Origin of the sequence: Bacillus salipaludis (genome assembly GCF_030938565.1) — a bacterium.
GTDB classification, from domain to species: Bacteria; Bacillota; Bacilli; order Bacillales; family Cytobacillaceae; genus Neobacillus; species Neobacillus salipaludis_A.
Genome location: NZ_JAVGVR010000001.1, coordinates 5,071,698 through 5,097,108, shown reverse-complemented (window position 1 = coordinate 5,097,108; position 25,411 = coordinate 5,071,698). Strand labels below are relative to the sequence as shown.

Sequence of the window (25,411 nt, the reverse complement as noted above, 5' to 3'; positions counted from 1 at the left end):
TAAGTGAAGAATAATGGGGGACAGGGAATATAAAAAGACCACCGTTTCAGCGAACAATGGTCTTTTTGAAAAATCCTCATTATTTTGCTTTAACTTTACCTGTCCATTTTTTAAAGCCGCCTTGTAGCTGGGTAAGATCTTTGTATCCTTTGCGATATAAGAACTGTGCTGCCCGGCCGCTGCGCATTCCGCTTTGGCAATATAGATAAACTGGCATATCAGGGCGGATTTCTTTCATTCGCATTCTAATTTGAGACATTGGAATATTACGAGACCCTAAAATATGACCGGCATCAAATTCATTTGGTTCGCGCACATCAATTAATTGCGCTTTACGATAGCCTGCACGAAATTCTTCTTCCGAAACGGTTTTGACAATCTTCTTCTGATAAAAATAGGTGAATACAGTGTAAATCGCAACCGCAACGATAATGATTAATAGTGGAATAAGTGAGTTCAATTAAAATGCTCCTTTCAAGCTTTTCTGCACTAATTTTTATTATATAAGTCAACCCTTACATCAGTAAAGATACATTAGAAAAAATCTTTTTTTGCCCACAAAAAATATTATAGCAGAAATATATCATTTTGAATTCATATCAGATTTTGGTAGACTAGGAATCGCCAAAGAAAATTATTATAAATAAAAATGAGGTCTAGAAAATGGAAAAAGAAGTATGGCGTTTTATCGATTCGGGAAATGGCTCCCCATCATTTAATATGGCTCTTGATGAAGCCTTACTTGATTGGCACAGTGAAGGGAAGATTCCTCCTGTGATCCGATTTTATGGCTGGAATCCGGCAACACTTTCCGTTGGTTACTTTCAAAAGGTAGAAAAAGAAATTGATATGGAGGCAGTAAAAAAACATCAATTGGGTTTTGTCAGAAGACCTACTGGCGGACGCGGTGTTCTTCATGATCATGAACTTACATATAGTGTTATAGTTTCTGAAGACCATCCTGAAATGCCTCAATCGGTAACAGAGGCCTATCGGGTCATCTCTGAGGGGATTTTGAAGGGATTTCATCATTTAGGTTTAGAAGCTTATTTTGCCGTACCAAAGACAGCGGAGGAACGGGAAGCATTGAAAAATCCACGCTCTGCAGTTTGTTTTGATGCTCCTAGCTGGTATGAACTTGTTGTTGAAGGACGAAAGGTAGCAGGGAGTGCTCAAACCAGACAAAAGGGCGTTATATTACAGCATGGTTCGATTTTATTGGATATAGAGGAAGATAAGTTATTTAGCTTATTTAAATATCCAAGTGAAAGAGTAAAGGAACGGATGCAAAAAGCATTCAAGAATAAAGCTGTAGCCATCAATGATATTAGTAAACGAAGAATTACCTTAGAGGAAGCAAAAGAGGCATTTTATAAAGGCTTTGCAGAAGGACTCAATATTGAGCTAGAGCCCTATCAATTAACTGAAGAAGAGCTTACATACGTTCAGAAAATAGCAAAAGAGCGTTATGAAAGTGATGAATGGAATTTTAAAAGGTAACCGATTAAAAGGCGGCGCAATGTCGCTTTTTCTTTTTTTGAAAAAAATTGGAGAAATAATTTATGGGCAAACTGCGAAATTTGTTAAAATTACTCGTTTTACCTCGAAAACCAAACGAAAACTTTAATTTGCTCTAAAATCTAGTTTTTTTTAAGTTTGACAAAATAAATATTTTTTGCGTCAATTACAATATGTAGTAGTGTCGAAATTAATGCGAACACTATATGTTGATTTTTTGTGTGTCGATATGGTACCTTAAATGTATTAAACCAACTAGGTCTAGCATGAAACTACTAGAACTAGCACAATAGATTGATTTTATTATTTGAAGGAGTTGTTCTCATGTCGGTTGTGTTTAGACAAAAAATGAATATTGATTTCGAGAGGTTGAATGAGGAGATCCACTTATTTCCCCAGGTACACCCAGTTACCCCTGATATGAAAATAACTCACAAGGGTGTTTCACGCTTGGTCATGCTGGACCGTTACACCTTTAAAGACACTGAAAAAATTACCCTCAAAAATGGTGACTTTGTCGTTCTTACAATCAAGGAAGATCCAAAATTCCCAGCACGTGGTTTAGGATACATCACGGATATAGACTGGGAGAATAAAAAGGCTAAAGTTTTAGTGGAAGAGGAATTCAGAGGAGTTTTAGATGATCCGGAAGAGGCGAGCACAGGTATTATTTCTCGCTCACTTGATGTTATTGAGAAACCTTTAGAAATTTTTTATGAGCAAATTGCGAAACGTAATGCCACAGGACTTGCTTCCGTTGAAACGACAGAGGAAAAGCGGAGAGAGTGGTTTGAGAGGTTTTATAATGAACTCGTAAATATGAATTTTATTCCTGCCGGGCGTGTTCTTTACGGTGCAGGGGCGAATACGGATGTAACGTTTTTTAACTGTTACGTGATGCCTTTCGTGGCGGATTCTCGTGAAGGGATTTCGGATCACCGAAAGCAGGTAATGGAAATCATGAGCCGCGGTGGCGGTGTCGGAACCAATGGTTCCACCCTAAGACCACGAAACACCTTGGCAAGAGGCGTAAACGGTAAATCATCAGGTTCTGTATCTTGGTTGGATGATATTGCGAAATTAACGCATCTAGTGGAACAAGGTGGATCGCGCAGGGGTGCGCAGATGATCATGCTGGCTGACTGGCATCCAGACATTATTGAATTCATTATTTCAAAAATGCAAAATCCAAGAATTCTGCGATTCTTAATTGAAAATACAAAAGATGAAACGATCAAAAAGCATGCGAAAGATAAGTTGAAGTTTATGCCATTAACACTTCAAGAAACTGCGATGTACCAAGGAATTGTAAATTATAAAAACATCCCTGGAATGGGTGGATTTAGCGAAGGAATTATCGCTGATGCAGAAGAAAAGTTAGAAGTCGGAGGAACTTTTGCAGTCCATAATTCAGAATTCTTAACAGGGGCAAATATTTCTGTTTGTTTAACAAAAGAATTTATGGAAGCAGTTGAAAATGATAGTGATTATGAACTGCGATTCCCATACGTTGAACATTACGATGAAGAAGAAATGAAGGTATACAACGAAGAATGGCACAAAGTTGGAGACGTTCGTGAGTGGGAAAAACTTGGTTATAAAATTCGGACCTACAAAAAGATTAAGGCCAAAGAACTTTGGAACTTAATCAACATCTGCGCAACCTATTCAGCAGAGCCAGGGATTTTCTTTATTGACAATGCAAACGACATGACAAATGCAAAAGCATACGGACAGAAAGTAGTTGCAACAAATCCGTGTGGTAAAGTGGCTTAGTTTGCCTCACGTTAAAAACTGCGGAATAAAGCGGGGACTCTGAGATTGAGAATCCGAACCGAAGGCTGGATGTAAAGGTTCAGTCAGGGGCAACGCATAGATGGTGAACCTCGAAAGAGAATATAACCCATCCACGAGGCCGCAGCATTACATTGTGTAATGAAAAGATATGCTGAACTTACGGGAAGTGAACCGTAAGAACTATCGGATAAAAAGCCGATGGGATAACAAACTGGAACAACCACTTGCACCGTTTTCCGTGTGTAACCTTGCCGCTGTGAATCTTGCAGAAATGGCTAATAAGGAAACCAAAACGGTTGATTTTGAAAAACTTAAGAAAACAGTTTCTGTAGGAGTAAGGATGCAAGATAACGTAATTAACGCGACTCCTTACTTCTTAGATGAAAACAAAAAGCAAGCACTTGGTGAACGACGTGTTGGTTTAGGTGTAATGGGCTTGCACGACCTACTCATTTATTGTGAAACAGAGTATGGCTCTGAAAAGGGAAACCAGCTTGTAGATGAAGTTTTTGAAATGATTGCGACAACAGCTTATAGAACATCTGTTGAACTGGCGAAAGAGAAAGGAAGCTTCCCATTCTTAACAGGTGAAACTACTGAAGAAACAAATCATTTAAGACAGGCATTTATCGAAACAGGTTACATGAAGAAAATGCCAGAAGATATCCGCCAGTCTATTTTAGAAAACGGTATTAGAAATTCCCATTTACTAACTGTTGCTCCTACGGGATCAACCGGTACCATGGTTGGGGTTTCTACAGGATTAGAACCTTACTTCTCATTCTCTTACTTTAGAAGTGGACGCCTTGGTAAATTTATTGAAGTAAATGCAGATATCGTTCAAGAATATCTGGAACAGCATCCAGAAGCAGACAAGAACAATCTTCCAAATTGGTTCGTAACAGCGATGGAACTGGCACCGGAAGCACATGCAGATGTTCAATGTGTCATCCAACGCTGGATTGATAGCTCAATCAGTAAAACAGTCAACGCGCCTAAGGGCTATAGTGTTGAACAGGTAGAAAAGGTTTATGAGCGTCTATACCGTGGTGGTGCCAAAGGTGGTACTGTCTACGTGGATGGTTCACGTGATTCTCAAGTGCTAACACTTAAAGCCGAAGAAAACACAGAAGAACAATTATCCATGTTTGAAGATAAACCAAAGCAGCATGTTGTACTAGTCGATACCATAACTGACCTTCGTTCAACAGATGTAACAATTGGATCTGAAGTAGGCAACACCTGCCCAGTTTGCCGCAAAGGAAAAGTAAAAGAAATTGGCGGCTGTAACACCTGTACAAACTGCGGTGCACAATTGAAATGTGGTTTATAAAATTTTACAAAGAGGTTGTCTCAATAAGAGGCAGCCTTTTTCTGTTTTTCGAGTCGAAAAAACGAATTAACTCCATAAAAAATGACAAAACCTCCTATATTTATAACAAACTAGACAGCTTTCTTAGTGAAATTTTTACAAGAAAAGTCGAAAATTGTAATATAACTGTAATCTACCTGTGATGTAAACGTTATCTTTATTTTATATAGTAAAAGTAACAAAACACCTCACAGGGGGATCAAACATGATGTTGAAAAAACTTATCGCAGTTCTCGTCTTTGCAATTACAATAAGTTCATTGTTTACACCTATGGGGGATAAAGCAGAAGCGGCATACTATCATAAGAAAGCGATTTCAGTAGCAAAGGCAAATCTTGGTGTTCCATATAGATGGGGCGGCATGAGCCCTAGAGGTTTTGATTGCTCAGGGCTTGTAAGTTACTCTTATCATAAAGCAGGAAAGAACTTACCACATTCAGCAGCGCAAATGTTTTACACAAAAGGAAAACGAGTTAAATCATCTTTAAGAGTCGGAGATTTAATGTTTTTTGGTCCAAATAAAGCAAGCCGTCCAACCCATGTTGCTATCTACATTGGCAGCGGAAAAATGATTCAGTCCGTCACATCAAATGGTGTTTCCATTACCTATACAACGAATAGCTATTGGAAGCCAAGATTTATTGGGGCTAAACGTATATAAAATAAAAAGAAACATCGGGGACGCCACGATGTTTCTTTTTATTTAGCAGCCATTTCATTTTCCACGACTATTCCCACATAAATTTTCTCCCTGTCCACCGTACTATTTTTTTAACATTGTGCTTAAAGATGTAACAGTGAGTATATCAACTTTGGGAGTGGCTGCCATGAAAATAGACGGCGTTTTTTCTGGAGGGGGTATTAAAGGATTTGCACTAATTGGTGCATGTGAGGAAATTGAAAACCAAGGATTTCAATTTGAACGGGTAGCCGGAACGAGTGCAGGCTCAATTGTGGCTGCATTACTTGCTGCTGGATACTCAAGTAAAGAAGTTTATCAATTGCTTGAAGAGTTAGATATTACAACTATGCTGGATGCAAGAAAAACCTTACTTCCTTTTTCATTGGCGAAATGGCTGCTAGTCTATTTCAAACTTGGACTATATAAAGGAAATGCATTTGAAAAATGGATGAAAGAAAAATTAGAGGCAAAAGGAATAAGGACATTCTCAGATCTTCCTCCAAAAAAACTTAGAGTCGTTGCTTCCGATCTTTCAAATGGCCGGTTAATTGTCCTGCCAGATGACTTGGATAAATATGGTATCACACCAGGTTCCTTTTCAATAGCAAAAGCAATTAGAATGAGCTGCAGCATTCCCTACTTTTTTGAACCGGTAAAAATGCGTTCCATTGAGGGTATAGACGTAATAGTAGATGGCGGGGTCCTAAGCAACTTTCCAATGTGGCTGTTTGATACAGATGACGGTAAGATTAGGAGGCCAGTAATCGGAATCAAACTAAGCACAAGCGAATATGAACACCAAAAACATAAAATCCAAAATGGTATCCAGCTATTTGGCGCATTATTTGAAACAATGAAGGATGCCCATGATGCACGGTATATATCCAAAAAGCATGCAAGGAATATTATTTTTATCCCAGCGGAGGGTGTAAACTTAATTGAATTTGGCTTGACTGATGAAAAAAAGCAAAAAATAGTTGAGATCGGGAGAGCACATGCTGAAAAATTTTTAAAAGTATGGGCATATTAGGCAAAAAAAAGAGCGTTAAAGTGACGCTCGATTTTTCTTTTTGCCTTTTTTTCCGTCAATTACGGTTAAGTGAGCAGGAGATTTCTTTTTAATTCGGTTGCTTTTCTTTAAAGATGAGAGGGTCCCAAGGGAAGAACTCTTAATTCCTGAGTCCTTCCCTTTATGCTGCAAGCGTTTTTTTGACTGTTTCGCTGCCTTAAGAAATGCCCGCTGCTCTTTTTTCTGAGGGCTCGAATTTGAAAACCTTCGAACAAGGAAAAAGATAACGAGACCAACCAATGCAATGACAAGTATATTCTGAAGAAAAGCAGAAGGATTATTAGTAAATGTTGCAAAAATCCCCAATAAAGCAAGAAGTATTAGCCCGCCAACAATGATAACGGGTGTCCGATTTTTCAAGAAAGCCACCTCCCTATGAGCATCTTAAGCATTTTTTTTATCTTTTAAACACGGAAAAGGCAAAGATTAGACAATTTCCTCTATCTCTACTTGCTTCTCTGTTGCCTCTTCCATTTTTAAGAGTTCCTTAAAGGACAAAATAGCCACTTCAACCTGGTCATTATAGGGTTCTTTTGTTGTTAACAATTGAAGCCATAAACCAGGGAGACCTAAATACTTTAATACAGGAATATCTCTAAGCTTATTGGTAAGCTGTAAGACTTCAAAGGCAATCCCAAGCACAACTGGAATTAATGCCAGCCGGTCAACAATACGTAACCATAAAGGCGAAGTAGGGACAAGCATATAAACAAATACCCCAACAATAACCGTAAACAAGATAAAACTGCTGCCACAACGGTAATGAAGCCGGGAATGTGCTTGCACATTTTCCACCGTTAGTTCCGCTCCGGATTCGAAGGTATTGATTACTTTATGCTCAGCACCATGATATTGAAACACCCTTTTAATCAAAGGTGTAAGGGAAACAAAATAAATATAGCAAAGTAATAAGATTAGCTTAAAAAAGCCTTCAACAAGCACCTGTGCAAAATCGGATGGGAAAATGGTTCTGGTTAATTCGGCAAGGAAGACAGGGATTAACGTAAAAGCAAATTTCCCAAACAAAAAGGAAATAACCCCAATTACAGCGACCCCCAGGTACATACTAAGCTTCGAACCTTCTTTTTCTTTTATTGTATGATCATCTTTTGGGTCCACATCAAATCTTTCTGTTGAAAAATTTAAATGTTTGGAACCATTTGCACTAGCTTCAATGATGGCAATGATTCCACGGAGAAATGGAATCTTTTTAAGATTTGCCAATTGAGGGTTTACCTTCCGAGGTAAACGGAAATATTCAACAGAATGGTCCTTTCTGCGAATGGCGGTAACATAATGATGCTTTCCGCCGAACATAACGCCTTCGACAACCGCTTGGCCGCCGTAAACTGGTTTTTGAGTTTTAGACATGTACATTACACCAACCTTAACAAAGTTGCACATTAGCAGAAAGTAAATCTGTATGTACTTAAATTTATTCTACTAGAAAAAAGAAAAAACCTCTATTGATGTAATAATTTTTCCATTTAAATTAAAAAAATTTTTATATGCAAGGGAATGAAATCCGAAGGACATAATAAAAAGTAATAACATGATGGGAGCATACTCAGAAAAACTCAGTATATCCATTTGATAAAGATAAAAGGAGGTCTATTCCATGGAAAACGATCGTAAGGAAAAAACGTATCCAAAACCAATGTCTTTCCCAATGATGGTTTTTTGGACAGGGCTAATTGGGGGACTTTTTTGGAGTACAATCGGCTGGTTAGCTTACTATTTTAACTTTACGGAGATTCGCCCAAATATCCTTCTAGAGCCTTGGGCCCTTGGCAGTTGGAAATACGGTTGGATTGGAACGCTAATCTCCATACTATTACTTGGCTGCATTTCCGTTGTAGCCGCATTTATTTATTATGCTGCTTTAAGAAAGTTTACCGGCTTTTGGGTTGGACTAGGTTACGGGGTTGTTTTATTTTTATTGGTATTCTTTGTATTAAATCCGCTTTTTCCAAGTATGGATTCAATTGTTGACTTAAACAGAGATACCTTGATTTCTTCTGTTTGTTTATATATCGTATATGGAATTTTCATAGGATATTCCATTAATTATGAGTACCAAAATACCGAAATGAAGCGAAAAGAGACAGCCAGTTAATCATCATGATTAGGCGTATTTAATCTATTATGATAAAATAATTTTGTTGTGCAACCCAAGTACATAGTTCTAAAACTGCCTTTTAAAAGGAGAGTAGAAACCCATGGTGAAATTAGAGAAATTAAGAGAAAGTTTTGCGGCAAACGGGATTGAGGGAATACTGATTACAAGCCCATATAACCGCCGATATGTTTCAAACTTTACCGGAACAGCAGGAGTCGTTTTAATAAGTTCTGAAAAAGCATTATTTATAACTGATTTTCGCTATATTGAGCAAGCTTCAAAGCAATGTCAAGGATTCGAAATTATTAAATTTTCAACTACGATTCCAGAGGAAGTGGCGAAACAGGCCAAACAGCTTGGAATCAACAAGCTCGGTTTTGAAGCGGACTATTTAACTTTTTCTGAATTTAAATCATATGAGAAAGAAATTGAAGGGGAGCTGCTGCCGGTTTCAGGGGTAATTGAAAAATTACGCTTGATTAAGACGGATGCAGAGATTAAGATATTAAAGGAAGCAGCAGATATTGCTGATGCTGCGTTTAAACATATTTTAGATTTTATTCGCCCCGGGAAGACTGAGCTTGAGGTAGCGAATGAATTAGAGTTCTTTATGAGAAGGGCCGGAGCAACGTCTTCTTCATTTGATACAATTGTAGCTTCAGGGAAGCGCTCTGCACTTCCACATGGTGTAGCAAGTGATAAAGTAATTGAAACTGGGGATTTTGTTACCCTTGATTATGGTGCATATTATAAAGGGTATGTATCCGATATCACAAGGACAGTAGCAGTGGGACAGCCGGATGAAAAGCTTAAGAATATTTATGAGATTGTTCTGGATGCGCAGCTCAAAGGAATGGAAGGCATTAAACCTGGGATGACAGGTAAAGAAGCTGACGCGTTAACGAGAGACTACATAACAGAAAAAGGATTCGGTGAATATTTTGGACATTCAACCGGCCATGGAATTGGTCTTGAAGTTCATGAAGGTCCTGCTCTTTCATTTCGTTCTGACCTTGTTTTAGAACCAGGAATGGTGGTTACATGTGAGCCGGGAATTTATATTCCAGGTCTTGGCGGCGTCCGAATCGAAGATGACACATTGGTCACGAAGACTGGTAATGAAGCTCTGACTCACTCAACAAAAGATCTAATTATTTTGTAATGTATATAGGAGGATTTATTGCATGATTTCTGTTAACGATTTTAAAACAGGCTTAACGATTGAAGTGGATGGCGGTATTTGGCGCGTCATTGACTTCCAACACGTAAAACCAGGTAAGGGTGCAGCTTTTGTTCGTTCCAAGCTGCGTAATCTTCGTAACGGAGCCATACAAGAAAAAACGTTCCGTGCCGGTGAGAAAGTTGAAAAGGCCCAAATTGATAACCGCAAAATGCAGTACCTTTATGCAAGCGGAGATCAACATATATTTATGGATATGGAATCTTACGAGCAAGTTGAGCTTCCGGCAACTAGCATTGAGTATGAATTAAAGTTTTTGAAAGAAAATATGGAAGTTCACATTATGATGTTTAATTATGAAACCCTTGGAGTGGAATTGCCAAACACAGTTGAACTTGAAGTTACTGATACAGAGCCTGGAATTAAGGGTGATACTGCTTCAGGCGGTACAAAACCAGCAACACTTGAAACTGGTTTAATTGTTCAAGTCCCATTCTTTATAAACCAAGGTGACAAGCTAATCATCAATACTACAGAAGCATCATACGTATCAAGAGCATAATTTATTTTTAAAAGCCTTAGAGCGGTTCAGCCGTTCTAGGGCTTTTTTTCTTTTCCTTCGAAAAGGCCCATATTTGAAAAGTTTGTGAAATATAAAGGGATAAGTTTTGAACAATTTATTAAACTCATTCTTTATCACTAGTGTGGACATGGCTTGAAGAATAAAATGGAGTTGTATAACGAGGAGCATTTTAGTGTGTTAATTTGCCTTTTTAGATTAGGGGGAGTCCAATGGATAAAATCAAAATTCTTATAGCTGATGATTATCATTTGTTTATCCGCGGCATGGAAAGTATTCTTTCTGAAGATGCATCTCTTCAAATCGTCGGGAAAGCATACAACGGCAAACAAGCCTATGAAATGGCTGTAGAACGCAAACCCGACGTGATTTTATTAGATATGAATATGCCTATTATGAATGGTCTTCAATCCTTAAAAATGATTGTAGGGGAATTGAAGGATGTAAAAGTTTTAATGTTGACGCTGAATGATCGGGAAGAATTATTAGTTGAAGCGCTAAAATCAGGTGCTAAGGGATATTTATTAAAAGATTTACTTCCTAATGAATTGCTGACATTTGTACATATGGTGCATAGAGGAGAAAACATTATTACGGGACAACTGGCTGGGAAAATCATTGAAAACAGCTCGAAGCGGGCAATAAATGGTAAAAATCAAGTAGAATTTATTTTTACTAAAAAGGATGTTTTGACTAAACGAGAGAAGGAAATTTTGTTCCATGTAATGAAAGGCCAGACCAATCGTGAAATAGGTCAAGCATTGCTTATTTCAGAAAATACCGTAAAAAATCATTTGAGAAATATTATGGAAAAGCTTCACATGAATAATCGTGTCCAAGCAGCTGCCTATGCATTCCAGGAAGGCTGGCTGCAAAAAGGGTCATGACCAGCTGAACTAATGACTACAAAAATAATTAAAACCATAAAACTTCACTAAATAGTAAGAATTAAGGGACGTTTGCAAAAAATGTTTTGCTAAAATGAACATGAAATTAGGTTTAGGAAGGAGGGAATTGAAAATGAAGCGAATTGGCTATTTATTTTTGATGGGTATAATAATTGCATTTATTGCTGCCGGATGCAGTTCAAATCAAGCGAACACACAATTTGATAAAAAAAATGCTCCTTTACCGGATTATGTTCTAAACTCTTCCGCAAAAATAAAAGAAACCTATGTAATGGCCTCGAACTATCCAAAGGTATTGGCACAGGTTCCGTGTTTTTGCGGCTGTGGTACGGACGGGCATGATAGTAATTTAAGTTGTTATATTGATAAATTCGATTCAAATATGAAAGTAGAACAATGGGATTCGATGAGTATATCGTGAGACATTTGTATCAATATCGCCCGGGAGGCGGTACAAATGCATCTGGATGGTAAAAATCCAAAGGAAATTTATCGATTAATTAATGAAAAATATAAAGAATATGGGGATCCAACATCCACACCTGAACCAAAGTAGGGATAGCCTTTGAAGAAATTATTCGTTGGAGTTTTTGCTTTGATTTTAATTGCTGCTGCTTTCCTTGGAAAGGGCGTTATTCCTGTTCATAAGGACACCAAAGCGATTGCAGCAGGTGAAAAAATATATCGTCAGCATTGTCTTGCCTGTCACGGACAAACTGGTAAGGGTGAAGGCACAAAGGTCGGGACAGCCATTAATAATCAGCAATTCTTAGGTACGGTGACAAATCGAGATCTATATGAGTATGTGAAATCTGGTAGGAATGGGACAGATATGCCTGCCTACAGAACAATTTTGTCCGAAAAAGATCTAAACCAACTCGTTACCTTTATCCGAAGTTGGCAAACCGACCAAATTAAATTTGCTGCGCCAAAAACTATCTCTGGAAATATCGAGAGGGGAGAGAAACAATATAATCTGTATTGTCTTAATTGTCATGGAGAGGCAGGCACGGGAAAATTAAAAATGGGGACAGCTCTTTCAAATCCACAATATTTAAAATTCACTTCCAATAAGCAAATTTGGATTAGTACGGCTTATGGCCGTGAAGGCACCCGCATGGGTCCATCCTTAAAAGGGCTAGACGGGGTACGGCAATTAAAAAAGGAAGATATTATGGATATTGTTTCCTATATTCGGTCATTAGAAAAGAAAAAGTAGAAATCTGAATCAACTGGATTCAGATCAGATTGTCGAGAAAGGGTATATTTCTCGGCAATTTTTTATTATGCCTGAATCTAAACTACCTCTTTTTCATTAAATATTTATACTGCTAATTGGTCTGTTGATTTCCTCCCCGGCACGCCCGCGGAAAGCGAAGCGCCTGGAGCGGAAATCAACGGACCTGTTAAAAAGCATATATATTAATAATTTTAAAATAAATTAACGGTGAATTGTTAAAAGAATAAAATAAAGGCTATCGGAAGATTTTCGACATTCTGACCTGAATCAATTGGATTCAGTTTTTTTGTATTCTCATTTCATTACATGTGAAAATTTTGTGTTGTTTTTTTGTCAAAAACAGGGCGATTTTCCTCGTTTAACAAAATGTTCAAGAGTGAATCAACCATCGAGTGCTAATACGGATTATATTTATTCCGAAGAGGGCTATGGTGGAAAATAGTACTTTCTGGTGATGAGTTTTCCAATTAAGGGGGATCTAAATGCTAAAAAAGAAATTTGTCCTATTCATTCTTGCCTCATTTTTATCCAGCTTTTGTTTACAAAAAGCAAGTGCAGAAATGGAATATAAGGCAGAAAAATTTCCGTTTAAAGAAATGCAAATTCAGGTAATGCCGGAGTTTGATTACCCGGAGGATTGGCCAAAAGACACTCCATCCTTACTAGTAGGTCAATACGGAACGATTACTAATAAAAGCGGACAAGATTTTAACGGTAAAGTTGAAATTCCTGTGCCTGCAAAGGAAAAAAACTTTCAGGCCTATTTAGTGGCAGAATTTCCTGATGTAAATAAGCCAGAGATTCAGCGGCCATATGATGTTGATCAAGAAAAAGGCATCGTTACCTGGAAACCGAAAAATCCAATTAAAAATAACCAAACCTATCGATTTGTCATCGAATATTACACAAATTCAATAAAAGTTGCAGATAAAAAAAGTTTTACATACGAATTAAAAAATACTGCAGAAATTAAGCAGCTCGACGTAATTTTTTATGCACCAATGAAAGCAAAAGAAATTCAAATGAATCCTAAACCACAAAATACTGAAAAAAGTGAGTATGGAGAAGACCTTTTCTACTACCAATACAAAAACGTTAAATCTGGAGATTTAATGAAATATTCGTTCTCTTATAAGAAATCTGGATCTGAATCAACAATGGCTGCCATGAATAAACAGCAAGCTCCAAAAGATGAAAACCATAAAGGGGTTAGCAGTGGTACTTCAACCGATCAAGTGCTCAATAACAGTACAAGCACTGAGAGTACAACCCCAAAACCGATTATCGGGGTTGGCGGTGCTTCTATAATCGGATTAGCAATTATCATTGCAGGTGCTTTTGTATATATGGGATTCAAAGGGAGATCGCAAATAGAAGCAAAGGGAGCAACTAAAAATAAACAGCAACAATCAAAACAAACCGTAAAAAAAGATAGTATGTCTGCACATGCAGAACAAAAAAAGGAGCTTCGCAAAAAGCTATTGATTGGAAAAATTGATCAAGAGACATACGACGAACAAATGAAAAAATTAATTTGAAGGGGTGATGGGAATGAAGAAAAACACACTCGTATTGCTTGGAGGCTTTGTAATTGCAGGGGCGATTATTTTTCTCTTAATGGCCGCAACGCCGGGGTCAAGCGGGATTGAATTAACGATGAAACAATTACTTGCAACACAGGACCAACATAATGATGATTTTGTCACCGTCGAAGGCTTATTACAGGAAAAAACCATTCAATGGAATCCTGACAAAATTGAATTGAAGTTTGATTTAAAAGATAACGAAGGTAATACGCTTCATGTCATCCATAACGGACCAAAACCGGATAATTTCACTCAAGGAGTCATTGTCATTCTCCAAGGGTCACCGACAACAAAGGACCATTTTAAAGCTGAATCGGTAAAAACGCGATGCCCATCTAAATATGAGGGAAAAGATATGAAAAACTATGATCCTAAAAAACACGCAAAAATGTTAAATAAGCCACCAAAAGAAAACTAAGAGAGAGACATAAGAAGGTGACAAAATGTATTTATTCGCGAATGCAACAATTTATATTGGATTAGCACTTGCCATATACGCTCTTCTCATTATGACACTAGGTATTAGTACAAAGAATCAGCGGTTTATCAATAGTGGTAAGGGTGCAATGGTTGCCCTATTTACCTGCGCAGCGTTTGCTATGATTTCATTGCTGTATCTATTAGCAACCTCTCAATTTCAATATGAATATGTAACAGACTATACAAGCAGTGAGCTTCCGATTATTTATAAACTCACGGCTTTATGGGCAGGAAATTCCGGTTCCCTGCTATTATGGACTTTTTTCTTAACATTGTATTCGATCATGATTGTTTTTTCTAAAAAAATGAAAGGGAACCCAATGGTTCCATATATTTCTGCCATTCTATTAGCCAATGCGGTTTTCTTCTTTTTCGTACTTGGCTTTGTAGCAAAACCGTTCGCAGTACTGACAGAAATACCTGCAGAAGGTAAGGGCCTAAATCCGATGCTTCAAAATCCAGGTATGATTATTCATCCTGTGACCCTTTACCTTGGCTATGTTGGATTAGCTGTTCCCTTTGCATTTGCTATGGCTGCGTTAATCCTGAAAAATGTCGATGATTTTTGGATTAAAATGACAAGACGGTGGACGATTATTGCTTGGTTGTTTTTAAGCTTAGGCAATATCTTCGGGGGGCAATGGGCGTATGTTGAACTAGGCTGGGGCGGATACTGGGCATGGGATCCGGTAGAGAACGCTTCGTTTATGCCATGGTTAACGGCTACCGCTTTTTTACACTCTGTTATGATTCAAGAGCGAAAAAATATGCTAAAGGTTTGGAATATCAGTTTAATTATTGTTTCCTATGCATTGACACTATTTGGAACATTCCTGGTCCGAAGTGGAGTTCTTACCTCTGTCCATGCTTTTGCAAACTCAAATCTCGGATTATACTTCCTAATCTTTATGGGGGTAGCCGTTATTGGGGCATTATATGTGCTGATGAGCCGCTATAGCCTTCTTAAAAGAAGTGCAGGTGAATTTACATCATTTGTTTCAAAAGAAAGCAGTTTCTTAGTTAACAATCTATTATTAGTTGGAGCAGCTTTCGCCGTGTTCTGGGGAACCATCTTTCCGCTTGTTTCAGAGGCTGTTCGTGGTACGAAGGTAACGGTTGGGCTTCCTTTCTTTAATAAAGTAGAAGCGCCAATTCTTTTATCGATGATGTTTGTGATGGCTGTTTGTCCTATGCTTGCCTGGCAACGTTCCACTGTGAAAAATTTAAAGAAAAACTTTATGATTCCCGCGATCCTTGCAGTGGCTGGTATGGTGTTAATGATTGTGCTCGGTATCCAGAAAGCATGGGCGGTTATCGGCTATGGAGTTATTATTCTATTATTTATTACCCACTATTTAGAGTTTTATCGAGGCGTAAGGGCAAGGAGAAAAATGACGAAGGAAAGTCCATTCGTTGCACTTTACCGTTTAATGATTAAAAATCGCCGTCGCTATGGAGGTTATCTTGTTCACCTTGGGATTGCTTTTATCACAATGGGGATTATTGGTTCGCAAAACTACGATTTGCAGACGATGAAAACCGTTCCTTTAGGCGGCTCTATTGACATTAAAGATTATCGTATCAATTATGAACGGCTAGATCAGAAAAAAGAAGGAATTAATGATATTGTCTACGCAGATGTTACGGTCTTTAAGGAGGGGAAAAAGCTTGGCACCTTTGAACCACAAAAGGTCTTTTACGGTAACTGGGAAGAACCCTCTTCCGAGGTAGCAATTATTTCTTCTTTAAAAGAAGACTTATATATTGTCCTAAGCGCCTGGGAAGATGATGGCAAGGCCACATTTGTCGTTAAAGTAAATCCAATGATGGATTGGTTATGGATTGGGTCTTTCATGATTGTGATCGGGGCATTGTTTGCTGTATGGAATGGAAAGTATCAAAATATTACTCCGAGATACACAGGAGTAAAGAAAGAGGTGGCTTAGTATGAGATACAAATATTCTATTGGGCTTATCCTCATTGCTTTTATCTTTCAAGCATCTTTCTTTCGTGTAGATGCCAGAACCATCGATTATAAATCAGCTGAATTTAAAGCGGTAGCTTCACAATTTTCCTGCACATGCGGCTGTGGACAAGATCATTTTGAGTGCGATCCAAATACTTGCAGTCTCACGAAAGAGTTTAAGAAGGATCTAGTTGGCATGATGAATAAGGGCTGGGACAAGGATAAAATCCGCGATTATTACATCAATATCTACGGTGAAGAAATTTTAACTGCTCCCGAAAAAAGCGGTTTTAGCTTGACTGCCTGGATTCTTCCTTTCGTCGTGTTAGGATTTGCTGCCGCTTCATTATTTTTCGTCATTAAAAAATGGGTGAGGAAAAAGGAAGGGGATGAACCTGTCCTTGAAGCTGAAACAAATAAGGATGAAGTTGAAGGAGAAATCCTTTCCTCCATGATTGATGAGGAACGTAAAAAGTATCTCTAGGATGTGAACAAAATGCACGATATCTCAATCATATCAATCATTTTTACAGTTGCATTATTACTGGTCTGTTTATTTTTAACCATATCACCACTTTTTAAATGGGATTCTTATTTGCCGGGCAATGCAAAACCGGAACTGGCTGGGATGAAAGAAGCACTGCTGACAACACTCAATGAATTAGAGTTTGAGTATAAGATGGATAAAATATCGCAAACCGATTATCAACATTTAAAGAAACAGTACGAGATTCAGATTGCCGTGTTGATGAAAGAAGACGAGCATGTCGATGAACAGAAGATGAATCAAGCGCTAATGGCTGAAATAGAACGAGAAATTGAAGCAACTATGAAAAGCTATAAAAAGAAAAAGGGGGAAGGGAAGTGACAAAGAAGATCACCATTTTCTTCCTTGGGTTGCTGATGCTTCTACCCTTAAATGGAATGGCAGCTTCCAATTCAAAGATTTCAATTGATATGCATTATCTTGTAGTAAGCCCTGCAGAAGATGGCTCCACGAATATGATGAATATGGTCAATTACTCTAATGAAACTGCCCAGGAATTTAACGGGGATGGAAAAAGTGAAGGAGTATTAAAGGTGACCTTACCGGCAGGAGCTGCAGATTTAAACTTTTTAGATAGTAAAATAGCAATAAAACAGATGGATACAGGGTTTATTACAAAGGATCCAATCCTGGCTAATCAAACACAGGTTCTTCCCTACAGTTATCGGATGCCAAAGGGTAAGGAAATTAACCTTTCATTTGCTTATCCTGTGCAAACGATGCAGGTCCTAGTCCCTGAAGGCATGGGAAGTGTTGAATTTAAGGGTGTGGAAGCAACAGAACAGGGACTCTTTAAATTTGAAAATCAAAACTATTGGGGCTATAGCGTCGAAGGCATTAAAGTGGACCAGTCCTTTACGATTTTTTATAACAAGGATAAACAGCCTTCCACAGAAGGAACTGCGGCAGCTGCAGAGAAAAATAGCGCTAAAACAACATCCGTTACACGAACGGCACCTGCGTTTCATAATCCCGGGCATATTCGAATGTGGGAGCAATCGGCACTAAAGCGCTTCAACCCGCACATCTTTTTAATCGTATTGCTTGCCATGATTATCGCAGGAGTCTCCTATTTTGCCTACTTTAAAAGAAAAGCGAGACTGGAAGAGGATAGGTTTGATGGAGATAAGGATGAAAAAGCGTTTAAGCTGTTAATGGCAAAACAAAAGGCAATTTTGGATAAAATTCTTGAGCTCGAAGAAACCTTCGGGGATGGAAGCCTGTCTGAGGATGATTATCAGGCAAAACTCAATGCATATAAACAGCATTTGGTCCATGTGAAATTGAGTTTACGGAAATATATAGAGTAAGCTTCTAGTTTGGGGGGACTGCAATGATAGAAATACAAAAACTTACTAAGCAAGCGGACAACAAATTAATTTTACGTGGAGTAGACCTCTCTATTAAAAAAGGAGAAACAGTAGCCATTCTTGGACCAAACGGTGCGGGAAAAAGTACCCTGTTAAAAGTGCTTGCTGCCCTAATAAAACCAACATCGGGAATGGTCAAAGTAAATGGTTTGGATTTAAAAAAGAACCAAACCGAGATTAAAAAAATATTAGGATACCTGCCCCATTCAAGCTTGCTTTATGATCATTACTCGCCTTTGGAAAATCTCGTATTCTATGGCAATGTTTATGGTGTGCAAGAGGTCGAAAAAAAAGCGGTTGAACTGGTAAAAGATGTAGGATTGTCTTTCTTTTTAAATGAACCGGTAAAGAATTTTTCCCGTGGGATGATCCAAAGAATTGCAATTGCCCGAGCGATTATTCATGATCCGGAAATCCTGCTTCTCGATGAGCCGCATACTGGATTAGATCAAGGGGCGATAACGATATTAAACAAAGCAATCCTTTCCATGAAAGAAAAAGGGGCAACAACCTTGATGGTTACACATGATTTTAAACAAGCTGCTGAAATTTGTGACCGAATTATCATTGTGAAAAATGGGAAACTTGTCGATGATTTTCACATCAGCGATCAGGCCCTTAGCATCGTTGCTCAAAAATATGAGCTGCAGGTGGAGGGAGCCTCATGAACCTTTTTCAAACAGCGCTCATGCTAGCAAAAAAAGATTTACTCTCAGAATTAAAAACAAAGCAAATATTAGTAACTCAGATTATTTTTGCCGGACTTGTCATCGTGGTTTTCAGCTTCGCCTTTGATCCGGCAAATAATACAACCAAGGCTGTTATTCCCGGGATTATTTGGGTGATTATCGTTTTTGCCGGTATCTTAGGCCTTAACCGCTCGTTTATTTCCGAGCAACGAAATGATACGATTCAGGGTTTATTGGTGGCGCCGATGGAAGCTGCTAGTATTTTTTTAGGAAAATTCATGGCAAATTTTACGATGATTCTAATTGTTGAACTGGTTTCCATCCCGTTTTTATTCTTATTATTTGATTTCAAAATGCTTGGAAGTGTCGGTTATTTTATTCTCGTTATCTTTGTCGGCAGCTTTGGGTTTATTTCCATTGGTACTTTTTTAGCTGCCTTGGCTGCGAATTCCAGAAGCAGCGAAATGTTGTTGCCTTTATTATTATTTCCAATTACAAGTCCAATCCTAATTGGGGTTACCCAAGCAACTAGGATTATTTTAACGGATATGAGCAAATTATCAAGTGCACTTTCATGGACGCAAATGGTCACAGCTTACGATATTATTTTCTTCGTGGTTTCGTTTTTATTAATCGATTATGTATTGGAGGTTTAAGAAATGAGTATGAATCTCGAACGGGAAAAGGTCACGCTTCCTTTACCTCAATTGGACGAAGCAAAGAACTCGAGGTTACCTAAAATATTATTTAGCAGTACGGTTATTGCAATGCTTTTATCCCTTTATTTTATCTTCTTATATGCGGAGGAAGAGAAAACAATGGGTGCGGCACAAAAGATTTTTTATTTCCATGTAAGTTCCGCATGGGTGGCCTTTTTTGCCTTTTTTATCACCTTTTTGTTTAGTATATTGTTTTTGATCAAGCGGAAAAGAATCTTAGATACATATGCCTATGTTTCCGCGGAAATTGGGGTTGTGTTTACGCTAATTGTATTAACAACTGGCCCTATATGGGCAAAATCATCATGGAATACTTGGTGGGTATGGGAGCCCCGTTTAATTACGACGTTAATCCTATTCTTTATATATATTGCCTACATCATGATTCGTCATATGGATGGTGTCTGGGATAAAAAGGCAAGGCTGTCTGCTGTATTCGGAATCATTGGGTTTGTTGATGTTCCGATTGTATTTTTTGCGATTCGCTGGTGGCAGACAAAACTTCATCCAATTGTTTTTGGAGAAGGTCCTTCTCAAAAAGGAGAGGGGATTGCCCCAACGATGCTTGTAACTTTGTTGGTTACGATTGCGACGTTTACACTTCTTTATTCCTATTTACTTAACAAAGGCGTAACACTCGAAAATATGAAAATTAAAGTAGATCAATATAAAGAAAAATTAAGAGAAAGCATAGAAAATTAGGAGGAATGTAAAATGAATTATGAATTTATGTATGCTGCTTATTCGGTTGCCTGGGTGATCATATTCTCATATTTGTTTTTGATTGACAAGAAACAAAGCAAACTAAAAAAAGAAATCGAGTTCTTGAAACAGCTGGACAAATAAGAAGTGAATTTGGAGGATATGCAATGAACCAGCGTGTCATCAAATCAGTCGTGTTGACCCTTTTAATTGGAATGTTTTCGTTTTTCGCCTATAGTTTAGTGAGTAAGGCAAAGCATACAGATGTAGGGGATCAAGCCTATAATTTTAAATTGCCAAATTTGGCAGGCAGTAATACAAGACTTTCTGATTTTCGCGGTCAAGTGGTTGTTTTGAATTACTTTGCAACATGGTGTGCACCATGTAAGGAGGAAGCGCCGGAACTAGAAGCTTTTGCAAAAGATTACGGTGATCAATTTAAATTGATTATGGTAAACAGAGGCGAAACAATTGACCGGGTTAAAAGGTTTTTGAAAAAATATAATACACCCGCAACCTATGTTTTTGATTATAATGCTAAAATATCAAAATTATATAATGTCACAGGACAGCCTGAAACCTTTGTGATTGACAAAAAAGGTGTGATCCGTGAACACTATAATGGACCGGTAACTGAAATGCAGCTTTATAATTTTGTTAAAAAGTATGACTAGTAAATGAAAAAAGGATGGAATCGTCTATATCCCGATTCCATCCTTTTTTAATATTCGAATTCAGCTGAAATTGTTGCTTTGACTATAAGTTCGCCGGGTTCAAATTGAGTGGAGCTAATCCCTTTCACATAGGTCATTTGTGGATTCAAAATAGGCGGTGGAAGCGTTCCGCCTTCAATGACCAAATAGGGAGTGGGATTCAATGTTACCCTTAACGTGTTTGCAATGGTTTTAGCTTTTTCAATCGCCTTATTTAATGCGAGGGAAAGTGCTTTTTGATAATTCCCATCTTGATTTTTTAATGAAAAATGGACATTTGCTACATAGTTAGCCCCGTTTTGAACGGCGGTATCGATTACCTTGCCAATTGATGTTAAATCCTCTATTTTCACTTTAAGTATATAGGTCACTTTATATGCGCGAAAAGTTTGTTTCCCTTGATCAAAATCATATTCGGAATCAATTCGATAATCAAAGGTTTGTAGATTTTTCCGAGGAACCCCTAAGGATAATAGTGATTGAATCAACTTTTTAACCGCCTCTGAATTTTGCTGCTGTGCCTCCATCAATACCTTATTCTCGGTCATGACACCTAAATTTACGTTGGCCATATCAGGCAGCACCGCAAGCTCCCCTTCACCGGTAACTTTTATGACATGGTTTTTACCTATACGTTCCGGTTGTTGGTAACGATACATTGTTGCCCCCCCCTCCTTTGTTCTTTTTATAAAATACTGTTGCAAAGCTGGAAGTATTCCTTAGGGGTTCTTACCGTCTATCATTTAGGCTGAAAAAAATAGAAGGAAAGGAAATTTTGAAAGAATTGCCTGATTTGAAAGTCATATTGCGCCTTAAAAGGCATACATTTTAAATAATGAGACAAGCAACAACAAGGAGGATACATTGTGGAAACGATTCTTCATTTTTTACCAAAAAATATTGCAGACCTTATCAGTAAACTCCCTCCTAATCAAAAAGAAGAGCTTGAAGAAATCCGAATTCGCATAAATCGGCCGATTGAAATTACGACAAAAGGAGCTCCCCAGTTCCTATCGTACCGGATTCAGCCCGAGGATGCCTTCCATTTAATGAATAAAATAAGCCACTTTTCCATCTACACCCTTGAGGAAGAGCTAAAACGGGGATATATCACCGTTTCCGGCGGGCATCGGATTGGTCTTGCCGGAAAGGTCATTCTCGAGGATGGAAGGGTCAAGGCAATTAGGGATATTTCTTCTTTTAATATTCGAATTGCCAGGGAGAAGGTGGGGATTGCTGAACCATTCATTTCCTATATTTATAAGGATACCTGGATGAATACGATGGTGATTGGGGCCCCGCAAACAGGGAAAACAACCTTGCTGCGTGATTTTGCCCGAATCATTTCCACCGGGGTTTATTCAAAAGGTATCCAGGCAAACAAGGTAGGTATTGTGGACGAACGAAGTGAAATAGCTGGGTGTGTAAACGGTGTTCCGCAGTTGACCTTTGGGAATCGTGTGGATGTTTTAGATGCCTGTCCAAAAGCAGAGGGAATGATGATGATGATTCGTTCGATGAGTCCGGATGTTTTAATTGTGGATGAAATTGGCCGTAAGGAAGATGCGGAGGCAATCCAGGAGGCAGTTCATGCAGGAATAAAACTAATGATGACCACCCATGGAACTAGTCTTGAAGAGATAAAAAATAGGCCCTCACTTAAAGGAATACTTGAGCAAAACATCTTTCGCCGATTCATTGTCCTTAGCAGAGATAAAGGACCTGGAACGGTTACACATCTATTGGATGGAGAAGGAAAAGAACTGATTCAAAAAGTGAGAGTGACATAAATGATTAAAATTATCGGTGCCATTTTCATTATTATTGCAACCACTTGGACAGGTTTTGAAGCATCACGAAATTTCAGTGAACGTCCAAGGCAGCTTCGAATGCTGCGTTCTAGTCTGCAATCACTAGAAGCTGAAATTATGTATGGGCACACACCATTGCATGAAGCGGCGAGAAGGCTCTCTGATCAGCTCTCAAAACCTTTATCCGGTTTTTTCGAAGCCTTTGCAAAGAAGCTCACAGATTCGGAAACAACAGTAAAAGAGGCTTGGGAATCAAGTTTGAAAGAGGTATGGAAATCAACAGCCTTAAAGCAAGGTGAATTTGAGATTATGAAGCAATTTGGGGAAACGCTTGGCCGACACGACCGCTATTCCCAGCAAAAACATATTATGCTGACTCTTTCACATTTAGAGAGAGAAGAAGCAGATGCGCTTGATAGACAGTCAAAATACGAAAAAATGGTAAAAAGCCTGGGATTCCTGACAGGATTATTATTAATCATTTTATTATTCTAGGGGGAGCTGCAATGGGGTTAGAAGTGGATATTATTTTTAAAATAGCTGGGGTGGGAATTGTTGTTGCCTTTTTGCATACAGTTCTAGACCAGGTTGGTAAAAAGGAATACGCCCAGTGGGTGACGTTATTTGGTTTTATCTATATTTTATTTCAAGTGGCATCCATCGTAGATGATCTTTTCCAAAAAATAAAATCTGTCTTCTTGTTCCAATAGAAAGGGGGGCTCTGCCATTGAAATCGTAAAAATAGTCGGGTTAGCTCTAGTGGCAACCTTTCTTGCCTTAATCATTAAAGAGCAGAAACCCAATTTTGCCTTTCTCTTAATTGTATTTGTGGGCTGTACCATTTTTTTATTTTTAGTGGACAAGATTTACGAAATTATCCATATGCTTGAGAAGCTGGCTGTAAATGCAAATGTAAATCTGGTTTATGTGGAAACCATTTTGAAAATCATCGGTATTGCTTATATTGCTGAATTTGCTTCGCAAATTACAAAGGATGCAGGCCAAGGAGCACTCGCTTCAAAAATTGAATTAGCAGGGAAAATTTTGATCCTTGCTATGGCCATACCGATTCTAACTGTCATGATTGAAACGATTATAAAACTGATTCCCAGCTAAAGATGCCATTAAATTGAGGTGAAATTTTAAATGAAGCAATGGTGGCAGATTATTCCTATTATTATTCTTTTCGTATTTTTTTTAAATGTTCCAAATGTCCAAGCCTCACAGGATCTATCGCAGGATACAAAAGAAACATCAACGCCTCTTGCACCTCAAGAATTGGTAGATTCCCAGTTAAAATCAATGGATTTAACAGAGTTGAAGCAATTTTGGGAAGATATCCAAACTAAATATGACGGATTTCTGCCAGAAAGCCAAAAAGGCAGCCTATATGATTTTATCAAAGGAGAGAAAAAGTTTTCTTTCAAGCAATGGGGACAAGGGGTTTTAAAGTTTGCATTTCATGAATTTGTAGCCAACGGAAAGCTCCTTGGATCAATCATCATGCTTACTGTTTTCAGTATGTTTCTGCAGTCCATGCAGAATGCTTTTGAGAAAAGTGCCATCAGTAAAGTAGCTTATGCGATTGTTTATATGGTCATGGTGATTCTTGCTTTAAATAGTTTTCATGTTGTGATCAACTATACAAACGAAGCCATTGGGACGATGATTTCATTTGTACTGGCCCTTATTCCGCTTCTATTAGCTCTAATTGCCGCTACAGGCGGGGTTGTCTCAGCAGCATTTTTTCATCCGGTGATCCTTTTTTTAATGAATACAAGTGGTTTGTTTATGCAATATGTGATTCTTCCGCTTCTTTTTTTGGCGACATTGCTAAGTATTGTTAGCACCATGTCAGATCAATATAAGGTCACTCAGCTTGCGCAGCTGCTTCGAAACTGGAGTATTGGATTAATGGGTCTTTTTTTAACGGTTTTTCTTGGAGTTATATCCGTACAAGGGGCATCGGCTGCAGTTACTGACGGTGTCGCAATTCGAACAGCAAAGTTTATAACGGGGAACTTTATCCCTGTGATTGGCAGAATTTTTACTGATGCTTCTGACACAATCATCAGCGCCTCAACTTTGCTAAAAAATACGGTCGGAATAGCCGGTGTGGCAATCTTGTTAATTATCGTCGCATTCCCGGCTCTAAAAATACTAATGATTGCGTTTATTTATAAATTTGCAGCTGCTATTTTACAGCCATTGGGCGGAGGTCCGATAATCAGCTGTCTTGATATTATCAGTAAAAGTGTAATCTATGTTTTTGCTGCATTGGGTATTGTTTCATTGATGTTTTTTTTAAGTATAACGGTAATTGTTGCGGCAGGAAATCTGACCATGATGATGCGATAGGGAG

29 protein-coding genes and 2 pseudogenes are annotated in these 25,411 nt (G+C 38.2%); 27 read left to right on the top strand and 4 right to left on the bottom strand.

Features of this window, described 5'->3' with window-relative positions; all coding sequences use genetic code 11:
* Positions 1-79: 79 nt before the first annotated feature.
* Positions 80-460, bottom strand: a complete 381-nt coding sequence (locus tag RCG21_RS25355; RefSeq protein WP_133335634.1) for a rhodanese-like domain-containing protein — start codon at positions 458-460, stop codon at positions 80-82.
* Between the two features lie 203 nt (positions 461-663).
* Between RCG21_RS25355 and lipM the strand changes: the two genes are divergently transcribed.
* The 5 genes and pseudogenes from lipM (at position 664) to RCG21_RS25330 (ending at position 6,399) form a co-directional block, all read left to right on the top strand.
* Positions 664-1,500, top strand: a complete 837-nt coding sequence (gene lipM / locus RCG21_RS25350) for an octanoyltransferase LipM (protein ID WP_133335636.1) — start codon at positions 664-666, stop codon at positions 1,498-1,500.
* A gap of 342 nt (positions 1,501-1,842) precedes the next feature.
* Positions 1,843-3,282 (top strand): annotated as a pseudogene (locus tag RCG21_RS25345) (vitamin B12-dependent ribonucleotide reductase); the annotation flags it as partial.
* A 247-nt stretch (positions 3,283-3,529) separates the two neighbouring features.
* A pseudogene (locus RCG21_RS25340) lies at positions 3,530-4,648 on the top strand (ribonucleotide reductase barrel domain-containing protein); the annotation flags it as partial.
* 244 nt (positions 4,649-4,892) lie between these two features.
* On the top strand, positions 4,893-5,348 hold the full coding sequence (locus tag RCG21_RS25335) for a C40 family peptidase (RefSeq protein ID WP_235824830.1): 456 nt from the start codon (positions 4,893-4,895) through the stop codon (positions 5,346-5,348).
* A 166-nt stretch (positions 5,349-5,514) separates the two neighbouring features.
* On the top strand, positions 5,515-6,399 hold the full coding sequence (locus RCG21_RS25330) for a patatin-like phospholipase family protein (RefSeq protein ID WP_133335640.1): 885 nt from the start codon (positions 5,515-5,517) through the stop codon (positions 6,397-6,399).
* Between the two features lie 15 nt (positions 6,400-6,414).
* On the opposite strand, the gene RCG21_RS25325 is transcribed toward RCG21_RS25330, so the two are convergent.
* Positions 6,415-6,807, bottom strand: coding sequence for an SA1362 family protein (locus tag RCG21_RS25325; protein ID WP_308913882.1), 393 nt, complete (start codon positions 6,805-6,807; stop codon positions 6,415-6,417).
* Positions 6,808-6,864: 57 nt separating this feature from the next.
* Positions 6,865-7,809 (bottom strand): DUF1385 domain-containing protein, encoded by a 945-nt coding sequence (locus RCG21_RS25320; RefSeq protein WP_133335644.1) that lies wholly within the window; start codon positions 7,807-7,809, stop codon positions 6,865-6,867.
* A gap of 247 nt (positions 7,810-8,056) precedes the next feature.
* Here RCG21_RS25320 and RCG21_RS25315 point away from each other — a divergent pair, with 247 nt between their 5' ends.
* From RCG21_RS25315 to RCG21_RS25235, 17 genes are all read left to right on the top strand, one after another.
* A complete protein-coding gene (locus tag RCG21_RS25315) occupies positions 8,057-8,554 on the top strand; it encodes a YqhR family membrane protein (protein ID WP_133335646.1) in 498 nt (165 codons plus the stop codon).
* 103 nt (positions 8,555-8,657) lie between these two features.
* A complete protein-coding gene (locus tag RCG21_RS25310) occupies positions 8,658-9,719 on the top strand; it encodes a M24 family metallopeptidase (protein WP_133335648.1) in 1,062 nt (353 codons plus the stop codon).
* A gap of 22 nt (positions 9,720-9,741) precedes the next feature.
* Positions 9,742-10,299 (top strand): elongation factor P, encoded by a 558-nt coding sequence (efp, locus tag RCG21_RS25305; RefSeq protein ID WP_026572541.1) that lies wholly within the window; start codon positions 9,742-9,744, stop codon positions 10,297-10,299.
* Between the two features lie 230 nt (positions 10,300-10,529).
* A complete protein-coding gene (locus tag RCG21_RS25300) occupies positions 10,530-11,204 on the top strand; it encodes a response regulator (protein WP_133335650.1) in 675 nt (224 codons plus the stop codon).
* 133 nt (positions 11,205-11,337) lie between these two features.
* The gene (locus tag RCG21_RS25295; RefSeq protein WP_372512725.1) at positions 11,338-11,781 is read left to right on the top strand and encodes a PCYCGC motif-containing (lipo)protein; all 444 of its coding nucleotides are present in this window, start codon (positions 11,338-11,340) and stop codon (positions 11,779-11,781) included.
* 9 nt (positions 11,782-11,790) lie between these two features.
* Positions 11,791-12,444 (top strand): c-type cytochrome, encoded by a 654-nt coding sequence (locus RCG21_RS25290; RefSeq protein ID WP_133335656.1) that lies wholly within the window; start codon positions 11,791-11,793, stop codon positions 12,442-12,444.
* A gap of 503 nt (positions 12,445-12,947) precedes the next feature.
* Positions 12,948-14,003, top strand: coding sequence for a hypothetical protein (locus RCG21_RS25285; RefSeq protein WP_133335658.1), 1,056 nt, complete (start codon positions 12,948-12,950; stop codon positions 14,001-14,003).
* 13 nt (positions 14,004-14,016) lie between these two features.
* A complete protein-coding gene (locus tag RCG21_RS25280) occupies positions 14,017-14,469 on the top strand; it encodes a cytochrome c maturation protein CcmE (RefSeq protein WP_133335660.1) in 453 nt (150 codons plus the stop codon).
* Between the two features lie 25 nt (positions 14,470-14,494).
* Positions 14,495-16,477, top strand: a complete 1,983-nt coding sequence (locus RCG21_RS25275; protein WP_133335662.1) for a heme lyase CcmF/NrfE family subunit — start codon at positions 14,495-14,497, stop codon at positions 16,475-16,477.
* Between the two features lies 1 nt (position 16,478).
* On the top strand, positions 16,479-16,982 hold the full coding sequence (locus tag RCG21_RS25270; RefSeq protein ID WP_133335664.1) for a cytochrome c-type biogenesis protein CcmH: 504 nt from the start codon (positions 16,479-16,481) through the stop codon (positions 16,980-16,982).
* A gap of 12 nt (positions 16,983-16,994) precedes the next feature.
* A complete protein-coding gene (locus tag RCG21_RS25265; RefSeq protein ID WP_133335666.1) occupies positions 16,995-17,366 on the top strand; it encodes a hypothetical protein in 372 nt (123 codons plus the stop codon).
* The gene (locus RCG21_RS25260) at positions 17,363-18,355 is read left to right on the top strand and encodes a hypothetical protein (protein WP_133335668.1); all 993 of its coding nucleotides are present in this window, start codon (positions 17,363-17,365) and stop codon (positions 18,353-18,355) included. Before RCG21_RS25265 ends, RCG21_RS25260 begins: the two co-directional genes overlap by 4 nt.
* A 23-nt stretch (positions 18,356-18,378) precedes the next feature.
* Entirely contained in the window at positions 18,379-19,083 is a 705-nt protein-coding gene (ccmA, locus tag RCG21_RS25255; protein ID WP_133335670.1) for a heme ABC exporter ATP-binding protein CcmA, read from the top strand.
* The gene (locus tag RCG21_RS25250) at positions 19,080-19,760 is read left to right on the top strand and encodes a heme exporter protein CcmB (RefSeq protein ID WP_133335672.1); all 681 of its coding nucleotides are present in this window, start codon (positions 19,080-19,082) and stop codon (positions 19,758-19,760) included. The genes ccmA and RCG21_RS25250 overlap by 4 nt, the downstream gene beginning before the upstream one ends.
* Before the next feature lie 3 nt (positions 19,761-19,763).
* Positions 19,764-20,525, top strand: a complete 762-nt coding sequence (locus RCG21_RS25245) for a cytochrome c biogenesis protein (protein WP_133335674.1) — start codon at positions 19,764-19,766, stop codon at positions 20,523-20,525.
* Positions 20,526-20,537: 12 nt separating this feature from the next.
* Positions 20,538-20,669, top strand: a complete 132-nt coding sequence (locus tag RCG21_RS25240; protein WP_133335676.1) for a CcmD family protein — start codon at positions 20,538-20,540, stop codon at positions 20,667-20,669.
* Between the two features lie 23 nt (positions 20,670-20,692).
* Positions 20,693-21,199: a TlpA family protein disulfide reductase gene (locus RCG21_RS25235; protein ID WP_133335678.1), complete on the top strand. Its 507-nt coding sequence runs from the start codon at positions 20,693-20,695 to the stop codon at positions 21,197-21,199.
* A 47-nt stretch (positions 21,200-21,246) separates the two neighbouring features.
* On the opposite strand, the gene RCG21_RS25230 is transcribed toward RCG21_RS25235, so the two are convergent.
* The gene (locus RCG21_RS25230) at positions 21,247-21,897 is read right to left on the bottom strand and encodes an SIMPL domain-containing protein (RefSeq protein ID WP_133335680.1); all 651 of its coding nucleotides are present in this window, start codon (positions 21,895-21,897) and stop codon (positions 21,247-21,249) included.
* Between the two features lie 207 nt (positions 21,898-22,104).
* On the opposite strand from RCG21_RS25230, the gene spoIIIAA reads away from it, so the two are divergent.
* From spoIIIAA to spoIIIAE, 5 genes are read left to right on the top strand one after another with little or no spacing between them, the layout of a single operon-like run.
* On the top strand, positions 22,105-23,028 hold the full coding sequence (gene spoIIIAA / locus RCG21_RS25225) for a stage III sporulation protein AA (protein ID WP_133335682.1): 924 nt from the start codon (positions 22,105-22,107) through the stop codon (positions 23,026-23,028).
* Positions 23,029-23,544, top strand: coding sequence for a stage III sporulation protein SpoIIIAB (gene spoIIIAB, locus RCG21_RS25220; RefSeq protein WP_133335684.1), 516 nt, complete (start codon positions 23,029-23,031; stop codon positions 23,542-23,544).
* An 11-nt stretch (positions 23,545-23,555) separates the two neighbouring features.
* Entirely contained in the window at positions 23,556-23,759 is a 204-nt protein-coding gene (gene spoIIIAC / locus RCG21_RS25215; protein WP_007084610.1) for a stage III sporulation protein AC, read from the top strand.
* Positions 23,760-23,775: 16 nt separating this feature from the next.
* On the top strand, positions 23,776-24,165 hold the full coding sequence (gene spoIIIAD, locus RCG21_RS25210; RefSeq protein ID WP_133335686.1) for a stage III sporulation protein AD: 390 nt from the start codon (positions 23,776-23,778) through the stop codon (positions 24,163-24,165).
* A 30-nt stretch (positions 24,166-24,195) separates the two neighbouring features.
* Positions 24,196-25,407 (top strand): stage III sporulation protein AE, encoded by a 1,212-nt coding sequence (gene spoIIIAE, locus RCG21_RS25205; RefSeq protein WP_133335687.1) that lies wholly within the window; start codon positions 24,196-24,198, stop codon positions 25,405-25,407.
* Positions 25,408-25,411 lie beyond the last annotated feature (4 nt).

What these genes read in the sequence shown, in the direction of transcription:
- RCG21_RS25315 (WP_133335646.1), top strand. Translation starts at nt 8,057, where the DNA reads ATGGAAAACGATCGTAAGGAAAAAACGTATCCAAAACCAATGTCTTTC.
- RCG21_RS25285 (WP_133335658.1), top strand. Translation starts at nt 12,948, where the DNA reads ATGCTAAAAAAGAAATTTGTCCTATTCATTCTTGCCTCATTTTTATCC.
- spoIIIAB (WP_133335684.1), top strand. Translation starts at nt 23,029, where the DNA reads ATGATTAAAATTATCGGTGCCATTTTCATTATTATTGCAACCACTTGG.
- RCG21_RS25245 (WP_133335674.1), top strand. Translation starts at nt 19,764, where the DNA reads ATGAGTATGAATCTCGAACGGGAAAAGGTCACGCTTCCTTTACCTCAA.
- RCG21_RS25300 (WP_133335650.1), top strand. Translation starts at nt 10,530, where the DNA reads ATGGATAAAATCAAAATTCTTATAGCTGATGATTATCATTTGTTTATC.
- RCG21_RS25270 (WP_133335664.1), top strand. Translation starts at nt 16,479, where the DNA reads ATGAGATACAAATATTCTATTGGGCTTATCCTCATTGCTTTTATCTTT.
- spoIIIAC (WP_007084610.1), top strand. Translation starts at nt 23,556, where the DNA reads ATGGGGTTAGAAGTGGATATTATTTTTAAAATAGCTGGGGTGGGAATT.
- RCG21_RS25310 (WP_133335648.1), top strand. Translation starts at nt 8,658, where the DNA reads ATGGTGAAATTAGAGAAATTAAGAGAAAGTTTTGCGGCAAACGGGATT.
- spoIIIAE (WP_133335687.1), top strand. Translation starts at nt 24,196, where the DNA reads ATGAAGCAATGGTGGCAGATTATTCCTATTATTATTCTTTTCGTATTT.
- RCG21_RS25240 (WP_133335676.1), top strand. Translation starts at nt 20,538, where the DNA reads ATGAATTATGAATTTATGTATGCTGCTTATTCGGTTGCCTGGGTGATC.
- RCG21_RS25275 (WP_133335662.1), top strand. Translation starts at nt 14,495, where the DNA reads ATGTATTTATTCGCGAATGCAACAATTTATATTGGATTAGCACTTGCC.
- RCG21_RS25250 (WP_133335672.1), top strand. Translation starts at nt 19,080, where the DNA reads ATGAACCTTTTTCAAACAGCGCTCATGCTAGCAAAAAAAGATTTACTC.
- RCG21_RS25330 (WP_133335640.1), top strand. Translation starts at nt 5,515, where the DNA reads ATGAAAATAGACGGCGTTTTTTCTGGAGGGGGTATTAAAGGATTTGCA.
- RCG21_RS25235 (WP_133335678.1), top strand. Translation starts at nt 20,693, where the DNA reads ATGAACCAGCGTGTCATCAAATCAGTCGTGTTGACCCTTTTAATTGGA.
- RCG21_RS25230 (WP_133335680.1), bottom strand. Translation starts at nt 21,897, where the DNA reads ATGTATCGTTACCAACAACCGGAACGTATAGGTAAAAACCATGTCATA.
- lipM (WP_133335636.1), top strand. Translation starts at nt 664, where the DNA reads ATGGAAAAAGAAGTATGGCGTTTTATCGATTCGGGAAATGGCTCCCCA.
- RCG21_RS25280 (WP_133335660.1), top strand. Translation starts at nt 14,017, where the DNA reads ATGAAGAAAAACACACTCGTATTGCTTGGAGGCTTTGTAATTGCAGGG.
- ccmA (WP_133335670.1), top strand. Translation starts at nt 18,379, where the DNA reads ATGATAGAAATACAAAAACTTACTAAGCAAGCGGACAACAAATTAATT.
- RCG21_RS25320 (WP_133335644.1), bottom strand. Translation starts at nt 7,809, where the DNA reads ATGTCTAAAACTCAAAAACCAGTTTACGGCGGCCAAGCGGTTGTCGAA.
- RCG21_RS25265 (WP_133335666.1), top strand. Translation starts at nt 16,995, where the DNA reads ATGCACGATATCTCAATCATATCAATCATTTTTACAGTTGCATTATTA.
- efp (WP_026572541.1), top strand. Translation starts at nt 9,742, where the DNA reads ATGATTTCTGTTAACGATTTTAAAACAGGCTTAACGATTGAAGTGGAT.
- RCG21_RS25335 (WP_235824830.1), top strand. Translation starts at nt 4,893, where the DNA reads ATGATGTTGAAAAAACTTATCGCAGTTCTCGTCTTTGCAATTACAATA.